We start from the raw sequence: 25,522 nt of genomic DNA, 5'->3' as shown, positions 1-25,522 counted from the left end.
TCCCTACCTTAAGCTTTTTCATTTTTTATTCAGCCATAAAGTTCACTCATTCTCATATTTCTTCTACATATAATAGTTATACCCAATCTGGACAATGTGTGCTATAAGGCAGATCCCCATTACAATCCACGTATAAAAAAGGTCCAGCCCGATAAATCTTAGTGAAAAATATAGAATCGGAAGAAAAAGAGTCATCCATAACGTTCGGATCAACTTTCTTCTATAACTGAGATTGAAATAGATTGGTTCAAATCCTTTATCGACTTTCCTGCCTTCCCACATCATTCTCCCCTCCAATAATAGAAGAAAAAGGGGTAAGTATGTTTAGTTTGCCGCATTAAATAAACCGAATGCCACGACACCGATGATGCCGAGAACGATCCAAATAATATAAGCGATCAGCACAATCCAGCCCAACACTTTCTTTCCAGTCATAATCCAATAGATTCCCAAAGTGATAAAACTGAAAAGTAGACCAAGGATTCCCCATAACCATCTGTTCTTGTCGTGTTTGGGGGCATCTACAAACAAATAAATGGCAATCAGGATATTCAATGCATACATCAAGACGTCCAAAGTATCCCTCCTTTTTACATCTATATGTAAAATTTCCTATTTATTCTAAAAGTAAACCTTTTTTATAAATCTTTTAAAAAACTAGCAGAATAATTTGCTCCGTGTGTTGAAGATTATAAAATGAAATACATCCGTAGGTTGATTCGTTTCAACATATGTTGGTAATACTTCAGAACAATGAATAGCATAATTTTTAATTGATGCAGGTGGTGACCCACGACTAGATAACACCTTTACGTCGATGAGTGATCTCGTCCAGGCAGTCATAAAAGAATTTAAGGTTGACTTATTTGACTTCAACTCCTTATGGAAAGGAGTCATACCCATCCGGAAAGAATGAATCCATATGAAAGAACTTGTAGAGGACTTCATGGGATTGTGGAACCTGCAAAATGTAAAAAACGATTAATCTACTTCTTTCTATAGATGAGGTTGAAGCACTTGCCAATCCATATGAATAGGACAATTTTAATCAATCTATTAAAAAATGGACGATTGTCGATGGATGAGAGCGTGGGGCATTTTTTCTGGAAGGGATCTTGTTGAAGGAGTAGGTGCTTATTTCCGAAAGATTTTACAGACGAGGATAGAAAACTGAAAATAGAGGGCTTAGGTCGGGGTTACCATTCTGTAGGATTATGGACTAGGTCCATCTGGAACCAAATTTGTACATATTTGCATTTGAATTCTTACCCAATACTTAGAAATGGAAGTGTCACCATAAAGTACCATTTACTATTATACTGGGGTTTCTTCCTGATTTTTCTTCAGATAAGAATTTCAGCCTATTAAAATCTCAATCTCCTTCATCCATAATAGACAAGCAACAAAATTTCGACATTATGAATTAAGGAGACATTTTTTTGAAAAAAACAATCATCGCTTTTACTACTGCTGCTTTACTCTCGACCATGGCTGCCAATTCAACGGAAGCGGCTTCATACCGCGTACAATCAGGGGACTCCCTTTCGTTGATTGCTTATAAATATGATACAACCGTTTCAAACTTGAAATCGTGGAACAACCTGAGCTCGGATGTTATCTACGTGAATCAAGTGCTGGAGGTATCCGTTCCTTCCACTGCAAAGACGTATACCGTTCAGTCAGGCGACTACCTATCAAAGATTGGGGCGAAATTCGATGTCTATGTATCTGAACTAAGATCATGGAACAACCTGACGAGTGATGTGATTTACCCTGGTCAGACGTTAATCGTTTCTTCAGGAGGAACAAACACTCCAACGGGATCGAGTACATACACGGTACAATCCGGAGACACTCTTTCTCATATCGCAGTCCGATACAATGTAAGCGTGACCGATATCAAGTCTTGGAACGGTTTAACCTCTGATTCCATTTATGTTGGTCAGAAACTTACGATTAAAGGAACGTCCACCGGATCTGTTGCACCTGCTTCGAGCGTCATCGACATTGCGAAGAAATACGTAGGGACGCCATACGCATGGGGAGGCACAACACCATCCGGCTTCGACTGTAGCGGTTTCATCTACTATGTCTTCAACCAGGCGGGACAATCGATTGCACGTACGAATACAGAAGGCTACTATAGCAAATCGTTCTTTGTATCAAGTCCGAAAGCAGGGGACCTTGTATTCTTCGAAAATACATATAAAGTTGGCATCAGTCATATGGGCATCTACGTTGGAAACGGGGAGTTCATCCATGCGTCTGATAGTGGAGTTGTGATTTCCAAACTAAGTAATACTTATTGGAATCCGAAATTCGTTGGATTTAAGAGATTTTAAGTTTGATTGGAGCGTCCTGCCACGGAGTGGTAGGGCGTTTTATTATTACATGTGAAGAAAATTCGCATAGGTGTTCAATTATCGAAAAGCCATGGATGAATGAGACGATGAAGGTCATTCTACGCTCCGAATTTCCCTTCTCACACTGGCCCTTATCCCGATATTAGCTAAACAAACAATTTTAAGTCCAAATCGTAAGAGACTCTATTTCAGCATTGAGGAGTCTAGAGCAATTCTAAAGAATTGAAGTGCCAACCACGACTAAATATTCAATTTGTTTAAATTTCCCTTAGGTGATATAGCGTACAAATTTACAAATTCTGAGTTACTAAAAGTCGGCTTGTTACAATTAAGCTACCAATTCTGTAAATTGAAGAAAAATATGCTAATTTAGCAAGGTGAGGAAGGACTTTATTCCTGTAATCTAGAAGAAGAGGGTAGAACAAATTCCATACTGGGGGATAAATATGCTTAGAAAAAAATCATTTTCTATTATAGTAGGAAGTGTTGTACTCCTGACGATCGTGGGCATCTATATTGCAGTAGGAAGTCTCAACTCGGCGGAAAGTAGAGTAGACACCAATCAGAGTGATGAGATATCAACAGCTGGGGTGGAAACGACTTTAGCAAGTCAGGGTTCCAAAGAAAATCCATTCGGTGAAAAAGTGAAAACTCCTCTGAGTGAAGAATTAATCCGACAATACATCCATGCTATGAGCCATCAAAAGGTTAGGGCAAAAGAGAAATGGTCTTTTTTTCAGATTACCGACGAACGAATTGATTTTTTGTTGAATCAATTAAAAATCAATCAGTATGAAGATGAAAATGAATATAAAGCCATCCTTATTAGATGGAAGGAAGGTGATTTTTCCAGAGTTGTAGAGGATCATAATACTATCTGGAAAATGCAGGACGGAAATATTGGAAAAGCAACAGCTCCTTTAAATGCCAAACAGGAAGAGAAGTATATTGAAAGTCAAAAAAGAGAAAACAGATAGAGTTCGAGATAAAACTATCAATAATACAAGATGCAATAGCATTAGTATGTTTCAATGCAGAACTCCTGACAGATTTAAGAACAGAAGAATGGCATAAGCTTCGGGAAGAGGTGAAGTCCAAAAGAGCTACTCTCAGGTTAAGGCTGTTCTGTTTCCTATAGAGAAAGCGATATAGAGAATGTGTGGTGGGAGGCTAGGTTACTTCATCCAGTTGGGGATCGAGCGATTCTGACCACACCTTATTGGAACCCCCAGTAATCAGGAAATCGTAAGGAAGAAGCTTGAGAGGCCATTACCCAAGCTTCTTAATGATTATTAATGATTTTTAATGATATATCTGTCATCTGTGGATACATTCACCCTTCGCTTTTCTGGTCGTGAGCGGAAATTAAACTTGGTTCATGGTGACACGGCAAAAACAAACTGTCCTATCAATAAAATTCAAAGAAAGGTCTTTATGAAATAACAGTTGGAATAAGAATCGTATGTATAATGCGGGGAATTCGAGACAGACAATCTGGCATATATTATTCAACGGGTTTCTGAATCCCGTTTTCCAACGCCTCCAATTTTTCCTTGATGAAAGATGTGTAGAGCTTGTTGTTCCTTAGTTCAAACATGAGGTGTGCTTTCTTCATATTCGGAACGGCTTGTTCGTACTCGTTCATCAGTTCACAGTTGAATCCGATTTGGTAATAACACTCCCCGAGTCCCCACAACAATTCTTCTTCAATGCACCAATGGATGGCTTTCAGGCAGTAAGTTGTAGATGATTCAAAATCCTTTACCCGGGTGAGTACCCTTGCAATATTATAGAGCAGTCGGGTCTTGATCGATTTATCATGTAATTGTTCTGAAGGGTGGATGGCTTTTTCAACCTGTTGATAATAGTCAAGTGCCTTGTCATGGTTACCCAGTTGAGTTTCCCATATACCAAACGTGATTAGAATTTCCATTTCTCTTTCTGACACGGCCTTCTTCTCATGGCTGGTCAAGTTATAGGCTTCGTGAAGAATTGCAAATGCCCTCTCAACATCCTTTTCGACTTCAAAGTAATAGATGCTCTTATGCCAGTAAAGAAGCTGCAATCTTTCGTTATCCTTAAAGAAAAAGGGATTCTTTTCTTCTGTCTTCACGATGTCCATCATTTCGTTGAGAAGTTGTTCGACTCTCAGTTTTGTCAGCTGCCTCTCTACTTCCTGTAGATAATCCAGCCGTGGGGTTGTCCCGATCTCAAAGAAATAGTTTACATCGACTCCTAATTTGTTTGAGATTTGATAAAGGGCTGTGGCGCTTGGATATACATCGCCTTTTTCAATGCGGCTGATCATGGCTTGTGTGCAGATGTCTTGAGCCAAATCGCTTTGTGTTAGCCCAACTGCTTTTCGCAATTCTTTAATTTTCTTTCCGATGACCGAATAATCCATAATGAATAAACCTCCTTGCTGCGACATCATCCACGCCTAAGCGAATGATTGCCTATCGAGTCAATGCTCGAACAATAGAAGTAGTGCTCCATATCAATCTCACTAAACCTCATTATATCTTAAATCCCTGTTTATTTGGCTCTATTAAATAAAGAGATGATGTTGTAAAAAAAAGATTAAAACATGTATAATTTAATAGAATTTTCCAATTTCTGAGATTGATTTTGAAAAAGGAGGGGACATGTTGCAAATTGTCCGAAAACTCGTTCTTTTCAGCTGGAAAATGATGTCCTCTTTCCTGGCCATTATATGTATCAGCTGCATTCCATATCTGTTTGACCACTTCAGACCTGATTTTAACCAGTATGTTCGAAAAATCGTGGAGCTGTTATCAGCTCTGACATCCCTTCAAGACCTGGAATTCAGCACGGGAAGAAATGTATTCCGGCCCATCTTCCCAACGATCCTGCCACCACTGAGGGAATCTTTGGTCCTTGTTGGGGGATCACTTGTTGTATCCATGCTGATCTCCATAGTGATTGCCTTTGCAATCGTCAATTTAAAGAGTAATCGTATCCGTGTTTTTCAGGAAATCTTCACGTATATTCAAGCCGTGCCGGATATCTTTTACATCATCTTATTGCAAATCTTCATTGTATGGCTCTATCAGAAAACGAATATCCAATTCTTGAACTTTGCATCCTTTGGAGAGGAGCAGGCAATCTTCCTCCCGATTCTGTCTTTGAGTATTACCCCCACCATGATCATGACAAAGCTATTCATATCCCAAATCCTCGAAGAACTGACAAAAAGCTATACGAACCTTGCTCTCGCCAAGGGTCTATCCTTTAGAAGAATGATTTTTGTACATGTTCTGAGGAACACCATCTATTCGCTCTTTCACTATTCAAAGACGATCATCCTATTTTTTCTGACGAATCTACTAATCGTCGAGTACCTGTTCAATATTCCGGGCATCATGTCGTTCATCCTCCAGTACCCATATCCGGAAGTCTTCTTTATCGGGATCATGCTGATCTATTATCCGATCTTCCTTCTCTTTCAGTGCTATGAACTATTCGTTCCGAAGGTCATTAAAGAGGGGGGAGCCTGAATGGTGAAGAAGATATTCAAAAATAAACGCTTTTTAGTCGGATTTTCGTTCATAAGTGTGCTGCTCGTGGCAAGCCTGATGAACATGATTCTCAATGATGGGGATATCAGACAGAAGGCAGCGATATATGAGAAGGGGAAGATCGTTGAAACCGCACCGTTCAAACCATCTTTGACTTTTCCTTTAGGAACCGATGCGAGTGGAAACGACTTGCTGCACGTCATCATTGAGGGAGCGAAATATACGATCGGGATCTCACTTTGCATCGCATTCCTACAGATTATACTGGGGGCAGTGATCGGAACGCTTTTCAGTGGATATCTGACCAAAACCTTCAAGTTGATGGAGCATTTTCTCAGTACCTTTTCGGTTATTCCGATCACGCTGATGTCTTATTTCATCCTCATCAACGTCTTATCCATGCCGATTGATGGATTTGCCGAGCCTTTTTCCATGAGAGCCTCTTTTGAGCTGGTGATCTTAGTCTTGCTTCCCTTGCCCAGTGTAATCTTATACATAAGCAAAGAAACTCAGAAAATCATGAACACAGAATTCGTCCTTGCCTCAAGAACGCTTGGGGCCGGTACATTCCGGATCATTGTCTTTCATGTAGTGAAGCACCTGGTTCAAAAGCTCGTGATCCTGTTTATTCAACAGCTGAACCAAATCCTCATCATATTAGCCCACCTTGGCTTATTGAAAATGTTCTTCGGAGGGACGGTCATTGACTTTTCACCAATGCAGGATCCTCCCAAGACGCTTTCTTTCGAATGGTCCGGGTTAATAGGGGATTATTTCGAGATGCTGTATGTCCACCCATTTATTGTGCTCGTGCCGATCACGTTCTTTGCCTTGACGATTGTATCGATGAACCTGATTCTGAACGGGTTGGAGAGTGTATATGAAGAAGCTTATCGGAAGGTAGTGAGTGGGAAACGGGACCACACGTCACATGGAAGAACGGAGATGAGACAGGGTGTTCCGGAGAAGGACTTTCTGTTCGCTAATCCCAGTAAATTTTATCGTAATTAATAAAAAGGCGAGGGGATATCTCATCGCCTTTTTATTTGAATCTATTTGCTGATGTTAAGCTTTTGGACTTATTTAGGAATTTTTGGAGCATAAGAACTGTCCCTATACTTCGGAAATGATTAAACTGAGCAAAGTGCTCATTTTTTAAAGTCTCCATATTAGCAGGTTATAAATTGAATAATTGGGGTAATTATACAAATGTATGAGTCTGAAGACATAAGTTAATTCCAATGATATTAATAGGATAAAAGATACGAAGGACCATATCGTCACCGCTACTTTTCTCCTGTTTTTTCTGATTGATCCAAGGAATTCCTGAATCAACTGTTAATACTTTACAGATTTTTATACAATATAAAGGTAATTCTTTAAAATGAACCTATCCAATTAGGAGGATCAGACATTTATGAACAAAAAAAATAAGTGGATCATATATGGAATCGGACTTTCATTATTACTTGGAGGATGTATGAATATGGATAATGCGAATGGCAATGGTGTGGATGAGAAGAAGAGTACACAGGATGAAGTGAATGATCAGTATGCAAGAGTGCAGGATTATCAAGGTGAAGGTTATTTTTTGAATGATGGTGAGGAGAACGATAAAATTGCTGAGGCTAAAAGTGGAGAAGTGGAAAATGCGGTAAAGGAGTTCTTCCTGGAGAAATATAAAACTGAGGTTAAAGTTCATAATCTAGTGGGGAATGTTGATGGAGTGACGGTATTTGTGGAGTCGACTGGACCTGTGCACTTTTATACTTATGCTATTGTTCCTATAAATCAAGGAACGGAAGAAATAATGACCAAAGAAGTGAGGACCCAAGAAGGTGAAGTTGAAAGAGGGATTCGTGAAGGCTTATACAGGTTGATATTCGAGAAAGAATTTAAGAATCTGGACACGTACCTTGAGAAAATCGTTTCAGAAGAAGAAGTTGTAGGAAGAACCGTTGAGTCCCTTCAAAATGTTGGGGGATCGGGTAGTATGACACCATATTACTCTATGTCCTCCCTAAAAAGCGATGAAGCCATAAAGCCTGTCTATGATCTATACATGGAAGATCACGATGCAACGAACGAGACATTAAAAAAAGCGTATAATGGGGAATTGTTCCATCCTGATAACTTAAGAATTAATATTATGCTTTTTATGAAAGAAAAAAATGTGGAACCGAGTGAAAAGGTTATGAAACGTGTAATAAAAGATATAGAGGAAATGAGCACTCTCCCTAAAGGGACATATAGAGTGGCAGTAAACGATAACGGGGTTCACAAGGAATCATTTGAAGGGTTCAAGGATAATTCAATTGAACAGGAAATTATTCGTAACGAATAGGTGGTTAAAATGACTAATGTACACAAACCCATAACAATGGCCAAAGACATAGCCACAGTAAACCAAGTCGAAATGGATAAGGATTTAGTTGAATTAGCTGGATTAGTGGCTTACCAGAAGCCAGCTAGACATAAAGTTGTTGAGGTGAACGGACATGAATACGAGGTGATAGATACCTTATATGAAGATCCGACTGGACTAGATGCTTTAACCGTTGAAAACGTAAAGACAAAAGAAATCTCCGTCATATATGTTGGCACAGATGCAGGTGCTGTGAACGGTAAACAGGACTTATTAACGGATGTTCAACTTCTAAGCGATTTATCACTACCTCAACTGGAAGCGGCGGGAAGATATTTAACAAAAATAGACAATGAGAATAGTAATAAAGGCGGAGTTAAATATGCTGCTGGGAACTCCTTGGGTGGACCCCTTGCAAACTACGCTGTAAGAAATCGACCAGATATAAGGTCCGTTACTCTAAATCCAGCATTATTCCCAAAGGGTGTAATGGACCCCAACAAAAGCTACGACAACATCACTAACTACTTCAGCAACTATGATGTCCTGACCGGCACGCTCATTGCCTTAAATCTAGACTCACGCATCCCTGGCAAGAGATATGATATTTCAACAGGAATACCAGAGACTGGTGAAGGATTTAACATTTTGAAAAACAATCATACGGGATATGCCGAGGGTGGAAAGTATGAAATTGGTCAACCGGATTCCCCTGGTCATGGCTACATCTTTGACGAAGCTGATGCTCACATCATGACAAGCATCTGGACCGGCGAACCTCTTTATAGCGGTCATTCAGACAGAATCGAAATTAATCGTGACAACCTCAACCTGTTGGCAGCAGCTATGCAAGGGGAGGTTTCAGATAGGCTGGGTCATGCTCAGGAATACTTGACCCATTCAGAAGAGATTGCCCAGCATGAGGGTGACCGATATTCTGAACGACTGAGCCGACTGCAGATGTTCTTTGAGGATTCCTTTGAAAATTTAATTGGTAACCCTTTATTTATAGGCATCACGACAACCAGTCACCGTTTGACCTCCGAAATCGATCATCTCATTTCCCTTGTCGATATGGCTGAAAATGCCAGCCGATCTCTTAATGGAGTGTTGAATTCCCCGCCTGTTGAATTGGTGGAGCACTTGTTCAACAGAAGCATCAGTGTTGAGAGTATTTTCGGGCAGGCACGGAGTCAATTAATGGAGTTCAAAGGGGGCATCACTAATCTGACAGGCTTCCTTCAGAAAATCCTTCATAAAGAAATCCCGGAGCTTTTTAGTGGAGGGAAAGAGACCCTTGAGGATGTTCTTGTAAACGATATTCTCGCACACTATAAAATTATCAATCATAATACTGCGAAGTTGAATAGTAACATTGCAGAGTTCAAACAACAGGTCTCTGATTTGGGAACAAACTTCGGAGAGCGTGATGCCTCCTTAAGTGCCAGTATTACATCTGGAGCTTCCGTTCAACATAATGTGACGATGCCAAAGAAAAACGATTATATCCTGCAAACCTCTGATCATATGCTCTTAGGGATGAAGGTGAAAGATGTTTTATTGGAAGGATCCTTTGAAAGCTTTAAAGGAGTTTCACACGGCCTGCTTCTTCCATTGTTAGGAACCTTGACCGGCATTGCCTTCGCCATTGAGAATACGTTGGAAATGATATCAGCGCAAATCAAGGGAGCGATGAACATAGCCTTAAGCGGGACCTTGCCTGGAAAACTCATCAGCGTATTCTCAGATTTCGATGATAAAATCCGTTCATACGTATCTTCCGCACTGGAGCCGATCGACGAACTGGCTGGCACCATTGAAGGTCTAAGGGATGGGTTAACCAGATTGACCATTGGCTTCCCTGCTTTACTCGAGAGCTTCAAGCCCTATATCGACTCTGCCATCTTTGATTTAACGGGCTATGCCAATATCCACCTTTACAATGTATCGGCCATGGCCATCCATGAAGAAATGGAGCTGCTCTTTGACGATATCGTCTATCAGCTTAGTCATCACAAAGGAAAATCCATTCAAGCTTTATGCGAAATCTCAAAAAGGCTGAAAGATAACATGATCCAACTGCGTGAACAAGTCGATCGTGTCACTTTATAGGGAACAGTTCCTTTACTTGTTCCTTTTTTTTTGCCGATTTATCATATGTCCTTCAACCTCACTGTCAGTTGTAAAGTTCCCGTCTGTTCACTCCAATTATTAGGCGTTTATCCTCCTCGACAAAAGTAGAGGTGGGAAGGTCCCACCTCTATCAGCACTACCAGTCCGCTAATCTTGCAACCGTACCAAAATCCCGTCTCCCTTGTCACTCACCTTCACTTGGGCACCCCTTACATTCCTTTCTACATTCCTTCCTGTTCCTTCAGGGATGAAGAAATGTTCAATCCCGTAAGTGACTTGGACACTGTCATCCCAGGAGCTTGTTACTTTTCCATTCAAAAGCACATCCCCAGGTTTCTTTTCGTAAGGAGCATTCCATCTCCCATTAAATCGATAGACGCCAGTATATTCGTGGATGCCTAATATATTTTGACGTAGCACGATGGTGATCGGGCCGTTTTCATCAATAGCGGTGTCTTCAATTTGAGAAATCGTGTAGTTCAACTCCACGTAGTCGCCCTGTAGGAGAGATCTCGGATCGACAGGTTGAAGCTCTAATAAAATCGTTTCCCCGTTTTGTAGCAAGGTTTCGTTTGAATACACCTGATACCCGATCCACCCTGCTTGAAGGCATATGATGAGAAAGATTTCCAGTTCTTTACCTTTAAAAATGGAGTCCTTTTTCTGATCAGGTCCAGCTTTCCTTTCCAAGTAAACCGCCATCAATAAGAAGAGGATGCCCAACCCGGCAAGGAGCAGGGATTTATGAACAAGCTTCCAGGCCAAATCGTAATACAGCTGAACGAGAAGCATGAACCAGAATACAAGGGATGAAACCCAATAAAAGGTGCGATCCTTCCTTTTGTACAAATAGACGCAGCCTGTAGCGGTTAGAAAGAAGAGAGCGGTATAGATACTATGAAGCGTTAGCGAAAGATTGATGGTCGTTAATGAGAAAAAGGCAAAGAATCCAATAAGAAACGCTCCATACTGAATGACATGTTTGTGATTCAGTAAAAGGTACACTAAAACATTCAAGATCACCATTACAATAAGGAGAGCATGTGCCCCTATATCCAATGTTTGTTCCAAGAAGATCCAAAGGTTAAGTTGAAACAGAAGATAGAATACCAATCTTGCAGCAGACCGTTTCTCAACATAAAACACAAATGCCAGAACCAAAAACATAACAAATGAAAATTCATCAAACACACTTGCCATCATCCCTATGATGATACCCGTTATCATGAGTGAGTACTTTACAGGAGACGGCCAGCTGGTTAACGTACTCGGGATGACGAGAAATACCGTTGCGAATACAAAAAGAGTGACCATCGAGACATTGACCATAAGCAGAGACAGCAGACCGAAAACCGACGCTACGATGAAAATAGAAGCTATCGACGTCACGCTTGCAATGAGTATAGTCTTTACCCAGTGCGTAGATGAGGAATGCTTCCGTAAATAATTCACAAGGAATACACTTCCTGCTAATAATAGAACGGCTGCCAGTAAGAGCCCGACAAAGAAAAGACTGGATACATACTGCATCATCAGCTCGAACATTTTAATAATGATAAAGGACGTTCCGAATATAGAAAGAATGATAAAGGTGGATGTTTCTTTATGGATGAAGCGGTACATCCCGATACCAAGGATGAAAAGATAAAACAAAGTGAAGTAAACGGAATACTCCTGATCGAATGCCGTGACCATAAGAAGGAGATTGGCTGAGAAGAGGCTGAGATAAAGCAAGGGTCTTGAATGGATGTATCCTTTTTTAATAAGGAAAAATAAAAGCAAATTCACGACCCCGACTCCGAACGCGATCCACGTATGGGTGAGGGTCCAGTGCCCAAATGGATTAGACGGGAAAAGATAAAAGTAGATCGTCAAATGAATGAGGATATGGGTTAATGCGTAAAACCCTCCGTATCTTGTGTACAAGCTGAACAGCAAGGCGGGAATAGACCATACAAGAAACAATAAGTAACTGTCCGCGTGGGAATTGTACAGCTGTCCGAGTAAAGCAACGGAAAGACCAAAGGAAATGACCCCGCTCACCAACATCCAGTTTGAAAGGAAATGGGCACTCTTTAAAAAACGATTTAAAAGAAAAGCAGTGCCGTAGAAGAACACAATCAATGCCCCCGCTAAAGCCACTTTCTCGAGCCGCGAAAACACTTGCCAGTTAGAAGCGAATAAATAAAGTGCACTTGCTAAAAGAAACACAACCCCGAATAAATAGGTCAATGAAATGATTTTCTTCATACCGTTCACCTCTGTTATGAAATCCCTACCTGATCATTATATGAAGGAAGAGGGCTATATAGGCATGTAGGAGGTAAAAGCTTGGTTTTTAATCAGGCATACACAATGAAGCCAGGTACTTACTGTCATTGGTATGTTTGGACGGAATATATAGATTACACGACCATTCCCATCCAAAGAATAATAAAATTAATGAAAGTATGGTGCTGGACCAGCTATGTGTCAAAATCCCCCATTTGTCACATAGCCATTCTCCTCCGTTTGTTATAAAATAAAAAAGACAGAATATTGCAATCGTTTGCATTAGTTCGAAATAACTAGAAGAAAGCCAGTCTACATTTTTTTATTCAGTTGTGCAAACGTTTTCACAACCATCAAGAGCACTTCTATTATTCTATTAATCATTTATAAGGGGGAAAGCATGAATGAAGAAAATGACGAAACGTCACTTCTCAATCTTTATGACGTTGATGATGTTGATCAGCCTGTGGTCACCATTCGCACCGGCTGCATCTGCCGTTGCAGATGGAAATGCCTCGGCTGACGCAGCCGATACCGGCGATCGCACCGTGCGTTTCACGTACACCCGTGAAGATCAAACCTACGGTGATTGGAACATATGGGCATGGAGTACAGGTGTGAAGGATGATCAAATTAACTTCGACTCCTATGACAACGGAGTAGCGGTAGCGAACATTGCCGTCGCACCTGGAACGGAGCAGTTCGGATTCGTCCTTCGCAGTACCGAGGACTGGAATACGGCGGAGAAGGAATTCGGCGACCGTTTTATTAAAGTGAACAAGAATGACACCCTCACCAAGGCTTACATAACAAGCGGTGTCGAGGAAATCCGCATCGTCCCGGATGGTTCCGCACCGGTGATTGATCAAGGGGACGCGACATTCTACTATCGTGATAAAGATCTTTTCAAAAACGATCAAATGGATACGATTGATAAAGTGGAATTGAAGTTCAACGGTGAAACGAAGGAAATGACGTATGAGCCGGAGAATGAGCGCTTCATCCTCCCATACGACAACATACCTAATGGTGAAAATGAGTATACCTTTTTAGTGACAAAAAATGGTGTGACCACGGAAGTAAGTGATCCGTACAATACCGTCGATGGAAAATCGGTTCTTGATTTCCAAAAAGCCAATCTGACGGTGACAGGTTCTGTTGCTCCCGAAGCTGTGGACTATAATGAAAACGCTGTCTTGAATGTTAATGTAGAAGGATTGACAGATGGTTTACACATTCAAAAGATTACAGCAGACGTTTCATCATTAGGTGGATCGGATAAGCTTGAAATCGATCCATCGTTGAAAGAAGTGACCTTGTCTGTAGATGACAATATTACGGCTGGAACAAAATCAATTCCTTTAAACGTAGTGGATTCCTACGGAAACGTCTATATAGGAAGCACTGAAATCGAAGTGAAGGCAAGACAGTCTGTCGGTGATTCGGACCTTGATTGGGACGAATCCATTATTTACTTTATGCTGACTGACCGATTCTTCAACGGGGATACGTCAAATGATGATCCTTACAACTTGAATTATGACAAATCGAAACGTGGATCGTATCAAGGTGGAGATTTCAAAGGGATCACGGAGAAACTTGATTACCTTGATAAGCTTGGTGTGAACACGATCTGGATCAGCCCGGTTGTGGAAAATATCAAGTACGATGTGCGAAAAGGAGAAGCGGGGGAGCCTTATTTCGGATACCACGGCTACTGGGCGAGCAATTTCGGTGAACTTAATCCTCATTTCGGAAGCATGGACGATTTTCATAACCTGATCGATGAAGCCCACGACCGCGGGATTAAAATCATGGTGGATGTCGTCTTGAACCATACTGGTTATGGATTGAAAGAAATCGACGGCGAGCTGCCTGCGGATCAACGTCCAGCCGGTTATCCAACCGACGCAGAGCGTGAGAAGTACAGCGATATCCTCCGTCAGGGTAATGTCGGGACAGACGAAGTGGTCGGTGAACTCGCCGGGCTACCGGATGTCATCACGGAAGATCCTGAAGTACGTCAGCAGATCATCGACTGGCAAACCGATTGGATCGAGAAAGCGAAAACAGATAAAGGCAACACCATCGACTATTTCCGTGTCGATACGGTGAAGCATGTGGAAGATGCCACATGGATGGCCTTTAAGAATGCCATTACGGAAAAAATGCCGGAACACAAGCTGATTGGGGAAGCCTGGGGGGCAAGTTCAGATAATGACTACGGCTATCTAGATACGGGGATGATGGATTCCCTCCTTGATTTCGCATTCAAGGATATCGCCCGTGAGTTTGTGAACGGTAACCTGAAAGCGGCCAATGATAAACTGACGGCCCGGAATGGAAAGATCGACAACACCGCCACACTCGGCCAGTTCCTTGGAAGTCATGATGAAGACGGATTCCTGTATTCACTTGGCGGGGACAAGGGGAAGCTGAAACTCGCAGCCTCCCTGCAGGCAACATCGAAAGGTCAGCCTGTCATTTATTACGGTGAAGAGCTTGGGCAGAGCGGTGCCAATAATTATCCTCAGTATGATAACCGTTATGATCTGAACTGGGATGATGTAGAGAATAATGATGTGTTGGATCACTATACGAAAATCCTGAACTTCAGGGGGGCTCATTCTGATGTGTTCGCCAAGGGGGAAAGGCACACAGTAGGTGGTTCGAACAGTGACAAGTTCTTAGTATTCTCACGCGATTACAAAGACGACTCCGTATATGTCGGTTTAAACGTGGCGGACGAAGCGAAAGAAATAACGTTGACAGTGGATTCTCCCGATTCGGTCGTGACCAATGGTTCTTCCGGGGAAACCTATACTACGACTGAATCAGGTAAAGTAATGTTGACCCTACCTTCTAAAGAGGACGGCGGTACTGCATTGCTGACGGTCGAAGGTGGTAAAATCACAGGAGCTGTAGCTGGATCAGGAGGAGGAGAGGATCCTGAAGAGGAACCCGTTCCTGAAAACAACATCCGAATCCACTATAACCGTACGGACGGTAACTACGAAAACTACGGTGCATGGTTGTGGAATGATGTCGCATCCCCATCGGCGAACTGGCCGACAGGCGCTACGATGTTCGAAAAAACGGACAGCTACGGGGCATACATTGATGTACCTCTCGCAGAGGGTGCGAAAAACATCGGATTCCTGGTCATGGATGTATCGAAAGGCGATGCAGGGAAAGATGGGGGAGACAAAGCCTTCACCATCACATCACCTGACGTGAATGAAATCTGGATCGAGCAGGGATCGGATAAAGGGTATACGTATGAGCCGGTAGATCTTCCTGCGAATACGGTACGTATCCATTATGACCGTGAAGACGGGAACTATGAAAACTTCGGTCTATGGACGTGGGGAGATGTGAAATCCCCGACAGACAATTGGCCGACGGGTGCACTGGATTTTTCTAAAAAGGATCGATATGGTGCGTATGTGGACGTTGAATTGAATGAAAATGCGAAGCAGATTGGCTTCTTAGTCGTAAACCAGACAAACGGTGAGAAGGATGGAGGAGACAAATCCTTCAACTTACTGGATAAGTATGATCAACTATGGGTGAAAGAAGGGGAAGATAACGTTTTTATTTCTCCACATGGTGATGTAGCGACGGGGCTGGTTTCATCTGAAGTCATTTCGGATGATACGATCCGCTTGAATTTTACGATGACAGATGGTTTGACTGAAGAGACGTTGATGTCCGGTTTGAGCGTCAAGGATAAGGACGGAGCGGACGTAATGGTGAACAGCGTTAAAATCACCGGTGATAAAACGGTGGAAGTGAAGGCTGATTTTGACTTGAATAAACTCCCGCTTTCCATCACCTACTCTGGAAGAACGGTTTCAGCAGCAGCCGGCTGGAGACTTCTTGATAACAAGTATGCATATGATGGGGATGATTTAGGTGCCACGTACAAAAAAGGAAACGCCACCTTAAAATTATGGGCACCGAAAGCAAGCAAAGTGGTCGCGAACTTCTATGATAAAAAAGATGCGGCGACGAAAATTGGCAGCCTCGAATTGACGCTTGGTGACAAAGGTGTCTGGTCAATAGATGCCAAAGCGAAAGATTTGAAAGTAAAAGACTTGAAAGGCTATTACTATCAATACGAAGTCACCAATGAAGGTGTTACGAAAAAAGTGCTGGATCCGTACGCCAAATCCATGGCGGCATTCACCGTTAACACAGAAGGAGAAACAGGACCTGACGGCGATAACGTCGGAAAAGCGGCAATTGTTGATTTGAAAGGGACGGACCCTAAGAAATTCAGTCATGCCTCCATCGACGGGTATGAAAAAAGGGAGGATGCGGTCATCTACGAAATCCATGTTCGTGACTTTACATCCGATCCGTCCATTGAAAAGGATTTGAAAAAAGAACGATGGGGCACGTATGATGCGTTTATCAAAAAGCTCGATTATATCAAATCAATGGGCGTGACCCACGTCCAACTGCTTCCGATCATGGCGTGGTACTACGGCGATGAGACGAAGATGGGAGAACGAGAGCTTGAGTATTCGGCGGGAGGAAATGAGTATAACTGGGGCTATGATCCTCACAGCTACTTCTCCCCGGACGGTGCGTATTCAGAGGATCCTACTGATCCACAATTACGAATCGAAGAAACGAAGAGATTGATCGATGCGATTCATGACAAAGGGATGGGGGTCGTCCTCGACGTCGTCTACACCCATATGGCGAAAACAAGCACATTGAACGACATCGTTCCAGATTATTATGCGTTTCAGGATGACCAGGGGAACTTCCTGGGAGGCTTCGGGAATAACCTGGCGACAAACCATACGATGGCTGAAAAGCTGATGGTTGACTCGGTGAAATATTGGTTCGATGAATATAAAATTGATGGCATGCGCTTTGACATGATGGGAGATGCAAGCTATCCGGCGGTCCAGAAAGCCTATGACGCAGCAGCTGAAATCAACCCGAAAGCCTTGTTCATCGGTGAAGGTTGGAGAACATTCGCCGGTCATCTGTCGGATCCTTCCTTAAAAGGCATGGGAGCCGACCAGGATTGGATGGACAAAACCGATGATGTTGGAGTCTTCTCTGATGAGATCAGGAACGAATTGAAATCCGGCTTCGGTTCAGAAGGGGAGCCGCGATTCCTTACTGGAGGGGCACGGGATATCAACACTATTTTCAACAACATCAAAGGCCAGCCGGGTAATACGGCGGACGACGATCCTGGCGACATGGTCCAATACATCGCAGCCCATGATAATCTGCCGCTGTATGATGTGATTGCTCAATCGATCAAGAAGGACCCTGCCATTCCGGAGAACAACCTGGAAATCCATAAGCGGATCAGACTCGGAAATTCGATGATCCTGACATCCCAGGGAACGGCCTTTATCCACGCTGGCCAGGAATACGGACGGACCAAACAATGGCTCGGTGACGGCGTGCCGGAGCAGAAATATCATGAGTTAGAGGACGAAAATGGAGATCCATTCGGTTACTTCATCCACGACTCCTACGATTCATCCGACGCCATCAACATGTTTGACTGGGAAAAGGCAACGAACAAGAAGAAATACAACATCAACACAACGACGAGGGAATATACTGAAGGGTTGATCAAGCTAAGAAGGTCAACCAATGCGTTCCGCTTAGGAGAGAAAGAGCTCGTGGATCAGAACGTATCTCTGATGGATATTCCTGAAATGGCTGATTCAGATCTACTCCTTGCTTACAAGAACGTCTCTACAGATGGAACCGGTGAGTACTATGTATTTGTGAATGCAGACAATAAAGCGAGAAAGCTATCCATCGGTGAATATGACTTCTCGAAAGGAAAGGTTATCGTGGATAACGATGAAGCGGGAACTAAGCCTGTTTCGAAGAAGTCCGGGTTTACAATGACGAAAGACACATTGACGTTGGATCCTTTGACCACTGTGGTGATCAAGGTGGATGAGAAGGGAAAGAAAAAGAAGCATTAATAGGATCATGTGACTTTTGATCCATCATCTCAACCTTATTCGTAGGGTTGAGATTTTTTTTGTGGATTTTTAAACAAACGTTTGAATAATAGCACCATCCTTAAAAATACTAATGTTCATAGAGCTAAACAAACGTTTGTTTAAATTTTGAAAGGAATATTCTTTATTAAGAACTTGATATAATGCTATAATGAATATTGCGAACTATTAGATAAAATCTAACATAAATAATGAATAGGAGAATTCACTAAATGAGGTATCTGCTGCTGTATATCTTACTCCTTAACCTCTTAGACGCTTTCCTAACGATGTATGGATTACATTACGGACATATAACGGAAACAAATCCTCTTATGAATACCCTCTATCACACTAATCCATGGCTGTTTCTACTCTTCAAGGGAGCTTTATCTGTTTTCCTGCTCATCCTTCTTTATCACCTCAACCCAGATAAACGATTATCAAAAGCTCTACTACTTGTGTCCATTACAGCAGCAATATCCTATAGCTTTATTTGTCTGATGCATGGTTATTGGCTATGGGAGGTCGTAGGAAGCAGGGCAGGACTGGCTTGAGCATAGACTAAGAGAAAAGAGGCCTCTTCATCGAGGCCTCTTTTTATTACTTTAATTTAATTTGCACCGGCTTGCTTTCCTGAGTATGAATGGTTTTTGGGGTGCGATTTTGCGAAGCGGCCCTTTTCACGGAGCTTGTCACACTTTGGATCATGTCCCCGACATCATGTGCGGATTCGACCAATGGATCAACGGCTTTCATTTTCCCTTTGACATCAACAGAAATTTGGTTAGCGGTATGAATCAGTTCTTCTGCTTCCTCTGTAATGCCATTAACGGCACTTCTCGTGTCAGCAAGTGTCTTTTTCGTCTCGTCCAAGGTGTTCATGACTCTACGTAACGTCAAAATCAAATAAACGACAAGAATGGTAAATGCAACAGCTGCAATGGCAGCACTCCATTCAAGCATTGAGACCAGCTCCCTTCATTTACAATAATTCTATGATGAGGGGGATTCAGACATTCCTTCCCTAGATGGGGGAGAGGATAAAAACTCCTTTTAAAGAGAAGAAGGTGAACCTAAAGAAAGTCTAACCGCCTGGGATGAAATCTTCTTGTATTCTTTTAGGAATATATGGAACGTAAATTTCAAAAGTATGGTACGATTCGGAATATAGTATAAATGGCATGTGTAAAAAGATGGTTTATAGTTACATGTGTTGTAAAAAGAATCTTTCATAATTCGAACGATAAGGGCAAACCCATTGAAAAATGGTGACGCAAAACTATAGGGGCTAATGTCTAATGGACGATGCTTGCCAGTTTTCGAAATGGACTCCGGTGACTTATGAACGTGGAGGAGAGAATGATGAAGATATTAGGAATTTTGCCAAAAATAAAACGAAAATGGCATTCTTTGAGAATTCATTATAACCGTGTTTTACTGCAAGATTGTTTAGACTGCCGGCTTCAAAAGAAGTTGCAAGAAAAAATATCTTATCATGAGATGAAATTAAATAATTTGTTTTATTAGGGAAATTAGGTATAGGAGACCTGTTCTGGTTTAAGGTATGAAAGAAGCTGACAATCTGTTTTTATGAGATTGTCAGTTTTTTTTGACACCTTTTTCTGATGTGAATCCCGATGTTATGGCATGATGACCTTGGATTCTGGACGTCCATCTGAATAAGTCAACAAGCCAATATTATTCTCCGTTTCAATGAGGGCAGAACCCTTTATAGGCTGATAACGAATGCTTTCCTTCCATATATAATCGGGGGATACGCTGTTTTCATGTTCTGCTTGCACAAGGTCAAACTCTTGATTACAGTAGCGGTAGAGCGTGCGATTGGTCCTATCTCTGGCATTCAGGCTCACCATGAATTTTATAAGGGCTCCGGAAAATCCCGAGTAACTCATATTCTTTATCGGACTGCTTGTAAACTGATGGATTTTCAAGCTGCGGCCATCTGGAAAGGAAATATCAGATTGAACCGATGAAGCTGAATGAACATCACCGGATAAAATCATACATTCGCTTGGATTCCAAAGAGATACATGTTGAAGGAATGCGTTGAAGCCCATTCCGTTGTACTTCCAAGCTTCTAGATCAAAGTTGCTTTGCACAGGAAACCCAAGTGTACTTAAAGGAAGCATGTAGGTCTGCAGAAAGTTCTCTATTAAACCAATTCCATAAAGGGGGGAGGGAGATACAAGGATCAGGGGGTCACCTGAATTCCACCCGGATTCTTTCAGCTTGGCCCCTACCGTGTTCCACCCTTCTGAATTAAGTAGGTTTGGTCCATGTTGCCCCTCATCTATGCGCATCCCAACCTTTACCGGTTTTGGTTTATTGGCATAATCCCGCTGTGTTCTAGTATCAAGAAAAACGGCTTGTGGTGCAGTGGGGGCGGTAAATTGCCAAGAATCATAGTTCCATAGGGAATGGACCCAATTCTTGTGAGGGAGTGCCCCAAGGTGAAGGGAGTCAAAATAGGTTTGCATCATTTGGCCGAAATGGGTATACGTATCAGGTTCATTACCCCAGCCTTGGAAAAGCCAATAGGATGACAAACCGTTACTGATGACATGTCTCCCTAATGGTGCATTCCAAACCCCTGCCTTCCACTCCTGTGTCAGGTTCCAATCATCAGTAATATCGTGATCATCAAATATCATATAGGTCGGTGTGTTCGCTAATAATCTTCTAACAGAGTATATTGCTTCCACTACATTAGCCAGGTCTTTCATCTGCTTTTGGTACCGGTCCTGAAGTTGTTTTCTTTCTTTTTTATGCTCATTGGAATATTCATTCTTGAATGCAAAATAGATTTCATCCTGATCCAATGCTTCTTGAAAGGTTTTGAACAGGCCTTCTTCATGGGCGTGCTCCCATAATGAGGGACTCCAGGATAACAGGTACATGGCTGCATAATCACCAAACCTTAACAGATGATTGGCCGCATTTCTGGAAGTGAATTTGCAGAAGTGTTCAGAAATATATTGCCGGCCATTGATTTGTTGAAGCCCCTTCTTAAAAAGATCTTCTTTCAATCGGGGTTCAGCTGAGGCCAGGTCTTCCTCTTGCCCCATTAGCTCTTGACCAAGCCTTGTGATGATCTTGAATACGGGATCTGCTACATCATCGGCATAGATTTGATCTCCCATTAAAAATAGAGAGGAAGGTCTATCGGTTTTGGTGGCGGATGAAGAGATGATCTTATCTGCCTCTGACATTGTATCGAATCCCAAGCCGTGAAGTTTTCGACATGAACCGTAGAGAATATTCGAAGGATTCTCTTTATTGATCATAAAGGTGGGGTAGGCGAGATTTTCGTAGACAATCGAGTGTGGATGAGCAGGAGAAAGTAAGTCAAAGCTATCGAGGTCCAGTGATTCATTACCACTTTCAAAAAATATATTGTAACCAAGTAATTGATCTGTAGGAAAGAGTCCGCTATGTGGAGAAACATTGATCATACTTATAAATAGGTTCCTTCCAGCTTGAATCGTTCTCGTCTCTGTCTTACAGGCTATGTTTGTATAGGCTGTAACTCGCGAATTCACATCACGTTCTATCATAAACAACTGTGCTTTCATATCATATGGTTTGCTTAATGCAATCCAGAAAAAAACTTGTGCAGGGTCCACCCGGCGAACAATTGGGCCGCACAAAATCGTTGGAAGCTCCATGGTTCCATCACCTCATTCATAAACTACTATTATCGTATTCACCGCTTATGGATAATGTGTAAACAAGCTTGCATACGTTAAGAAGTCTTGTTAGCTGTCTATGTATCATGAGGTTGATTGTTTATCCACCGGTTGTTTGTTTGAGCTCAATGAATTCGACCTAAGTTAAATTAGATATTTATTATTTTCCTATTGATTAGTGCTTTGAAAATGTGGTATAATCTTCTTCGGCTTACAAAAATGGATTTGATAAGCACGAAAAAAATCATTCTTTTTTATAAAACAGAAGTTGACTTCTGCGAAATCGGATGATATAGTAATACTTGTCCTTAAGCGGGATGTTCACAAAAAATGGCCCATTGGTCAAGCGGTTAAGACACCGCCCTTTCACGGCGGTAACACGGGTTCGAATCCCGTATGGGTCACCAAAGTTTTTTGCGAAAGTAAAATAACTTACCATTATATTGTGGAGGATTAGCTCAGCTGGGAGAGCATCTGCCTTACAAGCAGAGGGTCGGCGGTTCGATCCCGTCATCCTCCACCATTTTTATTTTCAAAAAATTCATTATGCCGGTGTAGCTCAACTGGTAGAGCAACTGACTTGTAATCAGTAGGTTGGGGGTTCAAGTCCTCTTGCCGGCACCATTTGGTTTTTTGAGCCATTAGCTCAGTTGGTAGAGCATCTGACTTTTAATCAGAGGGTCGAAGGTTCGAGTCCTTCATGGCTCACCAAAGATTTTTGCGTCAGCAAAATATCTTACCTAAGTTTTTCACCAATGTGGACAAACGAAAATATATGCGGGTGTGGCGGAATTGGCAGACGCACCAGACTTAGGATCTGGCGCCGCGAGGCGTGGGGGTTCAAGTCCCTTCACCCGCACCATTTATTCGCGGAAGTAGTTCAGTGGTAGAACACCACCTTGCCAAGGTGGGGGTCGCGGGTTCGAATCCCGTCTTCCGCTCCAAAGACTTGCCGGGGTGGCGGAACTGGCAGACGCACAGGACTTAAAATCCTGCGGTAGGTGACTACCGTACCGGTTCGATTCCGGTCCTCGGCACCAGGATTTTTTGCGGAAGCGAAATAATCTTCATTAATATGCTTTAGCAAAATATCTTACCTTACGTTACTCATTGAAAAAACTATTGCATTTTGCGCCCGTAGCTCAATTGGATAGAGCGTTTGACTACGGATCAAAAGGTTAGGGGTTCGACTCCTCTCGGGCGCGCCATATATCGGGAAGTAGCTCAGCTTGGTAGAGCACTTGGTTTGGGACCAAGGGGTCGCAGGTTCGAATCCTGTCTTCCCGACCACTTCATATGGGGCCTTAGCTCAGCTGGGAGAGCGCCTGCTTTGCACGCAGGAGGTCAGCGGTTCGATCCCGCTAGGCTCCACCAAGTTTTTTTACGACAGTAAAATAAACTTCATTGGTTTTATTGATAAGGCTAATAGCTAGTAGATTCGTGGCGGTGTAGCTCAGCTGGCTAGAGCGTACGGTTCATACCCGTGAGGTCGGGGGTTCGATCCCCTCCGCCGCTATTATTCCATACATAACGAACGATTGATAAGGACCCTTAGCTCAGTTGGTTAGAGCAGACGGCTCATAACCGTCCGGTCGTAGGTTCGAGTCCTACAGGGTCCATTTATACGGAGGAATACCCAAGTCCGGCTGAAGGGATCGGTCTTGAAAACCGACAGGGGTGTAACAGCCCGCGGGGGTTCGAATCCCCCTTCCTCCTCCATTTTTACTTTTGAATATTTTATCGTCGCGGGGTGGAGCAGTTCGGTAGCTCGTCGGGCTCATAACCCGAAGGTCGCAGGTTCAAATCCTGTCCCCGCAATACCATTTTTGACTAAAGATGGGATATTCCTTGATGAGTCACGCATGGATAGTTATTTTGACTGTCGTCAAAAAACTCTGGTCCGGTAGTTCAGTTGGTTAGAATGCCTGCCTGTCACGCAGGAGGTCGCGGGTTCGAGTCCCGTCCGGACCGCCATTTTAAAAATGTTTCTTTGATAATTAAATCTTCTATATATGATATGGCTCAGTAGCTCAGTTGGTAGAGCAATGGACTGAAAATCCATGTGTCGGCGGTTCGATTCCGTCCTGAGCCACCATTTATACTTAAGAACCTTTAAGTATTTATTTTATTTGGAGGGGTAGCGAAGTGGCTAAACGCGGCGGACTGTAAATCCGCTCCTTCGGGTTCGGCAGTTCGAATCTGCCCCCCTCCACCATTTTTGATGAAACTCTCTATTATATAGGGGTATAGTTTAACGGTAGAACGAAGGTCTCCAAAACCTTTGGTGTGGGTTCGATTCCTACTACCCCTGCCAAAAAAATTTCAATCATGGCGATTGTGGCGAAGTGGTTAACGCACCTGATTGTGGTTCAGGCATTCGTGGGTTCGATTCCCATCAGTCGCCCTTTATATTGGGCTATAGCCAAGCGGTAAGGCATCGCACTTTGACTGCGACATGCGTTGGTTCGAATCCAGCTAGCCCAGCCAACGGCGGCATAGCCAAGTGGTAAGGCAGAGGTCTGCAAAACCTTTATCACCGGTTCAAATCCGGTTGCCGCCTTAAAATTTTCATGCGGGTGTAGTTTAGTGGTAAAACCTCAGCCTTCCAAGCTGATGATGAGGGTTCGATTCCCTTCACCCGCTCCAATCTTAATGGGCCTATAGCTCAGCTGGTTAGAGCGCACGCCTGATAAGCGTGAGGTCGGTGGTTCGAGTCCACTTAGGCCCACCATTATATTATTCCGCAGTAGCTCAGTGGTAGAGCTATCGGCTGTTAACCGATCGGTCGCAAGTTCGAATCTTGCCTGCGGAGCCATTTTTATCTATAAGATGAATGGAAGGACGATCTCTTTTTTTTGAGAAAGTTCCAAAAAGAAGTTGACTTCTGCGAAGTTAACTGGTAAAGTATTAAATGTTGCCGCAAACGAGCAACACAACATGAAAACTTGATTAAAACTTCTTTTAAAAAGTTGTTGACAACAAGTTATCAAACATGTAATATAGTAAGGGTCGCTTCGAAAGAAGCACTCACACATTGAACCTTGAAAACTGAACAAAACAAGACAATACGTCAACGTTAATTCTAGATTTATTTTTAAAGAGCTATTCAAACTTTTATCGGAGAGTTTGATCCTGGCTCAGGACGAAC

General features: G+C 42.6%; 14 protein-coding genes, 24 tRNA genes and 1 riboswitch. Of the genes, 33 read left to right on the top strand and 5 right to left on the bottom strand.

The genetic code is table 11. From position 1 onward, the window contains the following. Positions 1 to 324: 324 nt before the first annotated feature. The gene (locus LCL96_RS17865) at positions 325 to 564 is read right to left on the bottom strand and encodes a hypothetical protein (protein ID WP_224944494.1); all 240 of its coding nucleotides are present in this window, start codon (positions 562 to 564) and stop codon (positions 325 to 327) included. Between the two features lie 875 nt (positions 565 to 1,439). Here LCL96_RS17865 and LCL96_RS17860 point away from each other — a divergent pair. Then, on the top strand, positions 1,440 to 2,342 hold the full coding sequence (locus tag LCL96_RS17860) for a peptidoglycan endopeptidase (RefSeq protein ID WP_224943616.1): 903 nt from the start codon (positions 1,440 to 1,442) through the stop codon (positions 2,340 to 2,342). A 467-nt stretch (positions 2,343 to 2,809) separates the two neighbouring features. Next, positions 2,810 to 3,340, top strand: coding sequence for a DUF6241 domain-containing protein (locus LCL96_RS17855; protein WP_224943613.1), 531 nt, complete (start codon positions 2,810 to 2,812; stop codon positions 3,338 to 3,340). A gap of 527 nt (positions 3,341 to 3,867) precedes the next feature. Here the strand turns inward: LCL96_RS17855 and LCL96_RS17850 are convergent. Then, on the bottom strand, positions 3,868 to 4,767 hold the full coding sequence (locus tag LCL96_RS17850) for a helix-turn-helix domain-containing protein (protein ID WP_224943610.1): 900 nt from the start codon (positions 4,765 to 4,767) through the stop codon (positions 3,868 to 3,870). Between the two features lie 241 nt (positions 4,768 to 5,008). On the opposite strand from LCL96_RS17850, the gene LCL96_RS17845 reads away from it, so the two are divergent. The 4 genes from LCL96_RS17845 (at position 5,009) to LCL96_RS17830 (ending at position 10,379) form a co-directional block, all read left to right on the top strand. Then, positions 5,009 to 5,881, top strand: a complete 873-nt coding sequence (locus LCL96_RS17845; RefSeq protein ID WP_224943606.1) for an ABC transporter permease subunit — start codon at positions 5,009 to 5,011, stop codon at positions 5,879 to 5,881. Beyond that, positions 5,882 to 6,913, top strand: coding sequence for an ABC transporter permease (locus LCL96_RS17840; protein ID WP_224943603.1), 1,032 nt, complete (start codon positions 5,882 to 5,884; stop codon positions 6,911 to 6,913). It begins immediately after the preceding gene. Between the two features lie 406 nt (positions 6,914 to 7,319). Further along, entirely contained in the window at positions 7,320 to 8,246 is a 927-nt protein-coding gene (locus LCL96_RS17835; protein WP_224943600.1) for a DUF1672 family protein, read from the top strand. Positions 8,247 to 8,282: 36 nt separating this feature from the next. Next, complete coding sequence (locus tag LCL96_RS17830; RefSeq protein WP_412103613.1) at positions 8,283 to 10,379, top strand: SA1320 family protein; 2,097 nt, start codon at positions 8,283 to 8,285, stop codon at positions 10,377 to 10,379. A gap of 168 nt (positions 10,380 to 10,547) precedes the next feature. On the opposite strand, the gene LCL96_RS17825 is transcribed toward LCL96_RS17830, so the two are convergent. Next, the gene (locus LCL96_RS17825) at positions 10,548 to 12,650 is read right to left on the bottom strand and encodes a GDYXXLXY domain-containing protein (protein WP_224943594.1); all 2,103 of its coding nucleotides are present in this window, start codon (positions 12,648 to 12,650) and stop codon (positions 10,548 to 10,550) included. 425 nt (positions 12,651 to 13,075) lie between these two features. Between LCL96_RS17825 and LCL96_RS17820 the strand changes: the two genes are divergently transcribed. Continuing rightward, on the top strand, positions 13,076 to 18,646 hold the full coding sequence (locus LCL96_RS17820) for a pullulanase (protein WP_224943592.1): 5,571 nt from the start codon (positions 13,076 to 13,078) through the stop codon (positions 18,644 to 18,646). 251 nt (positions 18,647 to 18,897) lie between these two features. Then, entirely contained in the window at positions 18,898 to 19,221 is a 324-nt protein-coding gene (locus LCL96_RS17815) for a DUF5658 family protein (RefSeq protein ID WP_224943589.1), read from the top strand. Positions 19,222 to 19,267: 46 nt separating this feature from the next. On the opposite strand, the gene LCL96_RS17810 is transcribed toward LCL96_RS17815, so the two are convergent. Further along, a complete protein-coding gene (locus LCL96_RS17810; protein ID WP_224943588.1) occupies positions 19,268 to 19,630 on the bottom strand; it encodes a DUF948 domain-containing protein in 363 nt (120 codons plus the stop codon). Positions 19,631 to 19,905: 275 nt separating this feature from the next. Continuing rightward, a riboswitch (cyclic di-GMP riboswitch) is annotated at positions 19,906 to 19,991 on the top strand. Positions 19,992 to 20,026: 35 nt separating this feature from the next. Here LCL96_RS17810 and LCL96_RS17805 point away from each other — a divergent pair. Beyond that, positions 20,027 to 20,194 (top strand): hypothetical protein, encoded by a 168-nt coding sequence (locus LCL96_RS17805; protein ID WP_224943586.1) that lies wholly within the window; start codon positions 20,027 to 20,029, stop codon positions 20,192 to 20,194. A gap of 113 nt (positions 20,195 to 20,307) precedes the next feature. Here LCL96_RS17805 and LCL96_RS17800 read toward each other — a convergent pair whose 3' ends face one another. Next, positions 20,308 to 22,353: a hypothetical protein gene (locus LCL96_RS17800; protein ID WP_224943578.1), complete on the bottom strand. Its 2,046-nt coding sequence runs from the start codon at positions 22,351 to 22,353 to the stop codon at positions 20,308 to 20,310. A 353-nt stretch (positions 22,354 to 22,706) separates the two neighbouring features. Here LCL96_RS17800 and LCL96_RS17795 point away from each other — a divergent pair. The 24 genes from LCL96_RS17795 to LCL96_RS17680 all read left to right on the top strand — a co-directional run bounded on the left by LCL96_RS17795 (position 22,707) and on the right by LCL96_RS17680 (position 25,189). After that, a tRNA-Glu gene (locus tag LCL96_RS17795) sits at positions 22,707 to 22,781 on the top strand. Between the two features lie 40 nt (positions 22,782 to 22,821). Continuing rightward, positions 22,822 to 22,897: transfer RNA gene (locus tag LCL96_RS17790), tRNA-Val, on the top strand. 25 nt (positions 22,898 to 22,922) lie between these two features. Beyond that, a tRNA-Thr gene (locus LCL96_RS17785) sits at positions 22,923 to 22,998 on the top strand. An 11-nt stretch (positions 22,999 to 23,009) separates the two neighbouring features. Continuing rightward, positions 23,010 to 23,085 (top strand) — tRNA-Lys (locus LCL96_RS17780). 66 nt (positions 23,086 to 23,151) lie between these two features. After that, positions 23,152 to 23,236 (top strand) — tRNA-Leu (locus LCL96_RS17775). A gap of 7 nt (positions 23,237 to 23,243) precedes the next feature. After that, positions 23,244 to 23,318: transfer RNA gene (locus LCL96_RS17770), tRNA-Gly, on the top strand. Between the two features lie 7 nt (positions 23,319 to 23,325). Beyond that, positions 23,326 to 23,414: transfer RNA gene (locus LCL96_RS17765), tRNA-Leu, on the top strand. A 91-nt stretch (positions 23,415 to 23,505) separates the two neighbouring features. Further along, positions 23,506 to 23,582: transfer RNA gene (locus LCL96_RS17760), tRNA-Arg, on the top strand. 5 nt (positions 23,583 to 23,587) lie between these two features. Next, positions 23,588 to 23,664 (top strand) — tRNA-Pro (locus tag LCL96_RS17755). A gap of 8 nt (positions 23,665 to 23,672) precedes the next feature. Then, positions 23,673 to 23,748 (top strand) — tRNA-Ala (locus LCL96_RS17750). A gap of 68 nt (positions 23,749 to 23,816) precedes the next feature. Then, positions 23,817 to 23,890 (top strand) — tRNA-Met (locus LCL96_RS17745). A 29-nt stretch (positions 23,891 to 23,919) separates the two neighbouring features. After that, positions 23,920 to 23,993: transfer RNA gene (locus tag LCL96_RS17740), tRNA-Ile, on the top strand. A gap of 7 nt (positions 23,994 to 24,000) precedes the next feature. Then, positions 24,001 to 24,093 (top strand) — tRNA-Ser (locus tag LCL96_RS17735). A 25-nt stretch (positions 24,094 to 24,118) separates the two neighbouring features. Further along, positions 24,119 to 24,192 (top strand) — tRNA-Met (locus LCL96_RS17730). Positions 24,193 to 24,271: 79 nt separating this feature from the next. Beyond that, a tRNA-Asp gene (locus LCL96_RS17725) sits at positions 24,272 to 24,348 on the top strand. A 45-nt stretch (positions 24,349 to 24,393) separates the two neighbouring features. Continuing rightward, positions 24,394 to 24,469 (top strand) — tRNA-Phe (locus LCL96_RS17720). A 36-nt stretch (positions 24,470 to 24,505) separates the two neighbouring features. Then, a tRNA-Tyr gene (locus LCL96_RS17715) sits at positions 24,506 to 24,589 on the top strand. Between the two features lie 25 nt (positions 24,590 to 24,614). Continuing rightward, positions 24,615 to 24,688, top strand: a tRNA-Trp gene (locus LCL96_RS17710). A 17-nt stretch (positions 24,689 to 24,705) separates the two neighbouring features. Then, positions 24,706 to 24,778: transfer RNA gene (locus LCL96_RS17705), tRNA-His, on the top strand. An 8-nt stretch (positions 24,779 to 24,786) separates the two neighbouring features. Next, a tRNA-Gln gene (locus LCL96_RS17700) sits at positions 24,787 to 24,861 on the top strand. A gap of 2 nt (positions 24,862 to 24,863) precedes the next feature. After that, positions 24,864 to 24,934 (top strand) — tRNA-Cys (locus LCL96_RS17695). 12 nt (positions 24,935 to 24,946) lie between these two features. After that, positions 24,947 to 25,020: transfer RNA gene (locus LCL96_RS17690), tRNA-Gly, on the top strand. An 8-nt stretch (positions 25,021 to 25,028) separates the two neighbouring features. Beyond that, positions 25,029 to 25,105: transfer RNA gene (locus LCL96_RS17685), tRNA-Ile, on the top strand. A 9-nt stretch (positions 25,106 to 25,114) separates the two neighbouring features. Then, positions 25,115 to 25,189 (top strand) — tRNA-Asn (locus LCL96_RS17680). Positions 25,190 to 25,522: the final 333 nt, after the last annotated feature.

This window comes from Rossellomorea aquimaris, assembly GCF_020172085.1.
GTDB classification, from domain to species: Bacteria; Bacillota; Bacilli; order Bacillales; family Bacillaceae_B; genus Rossellomorea; species Rossellomorea aquimaris_E.
Note: the sequence above shows the minus strand (reverse complement) of the source record. Positions and strands in the feature narration are given on the sequence as shown.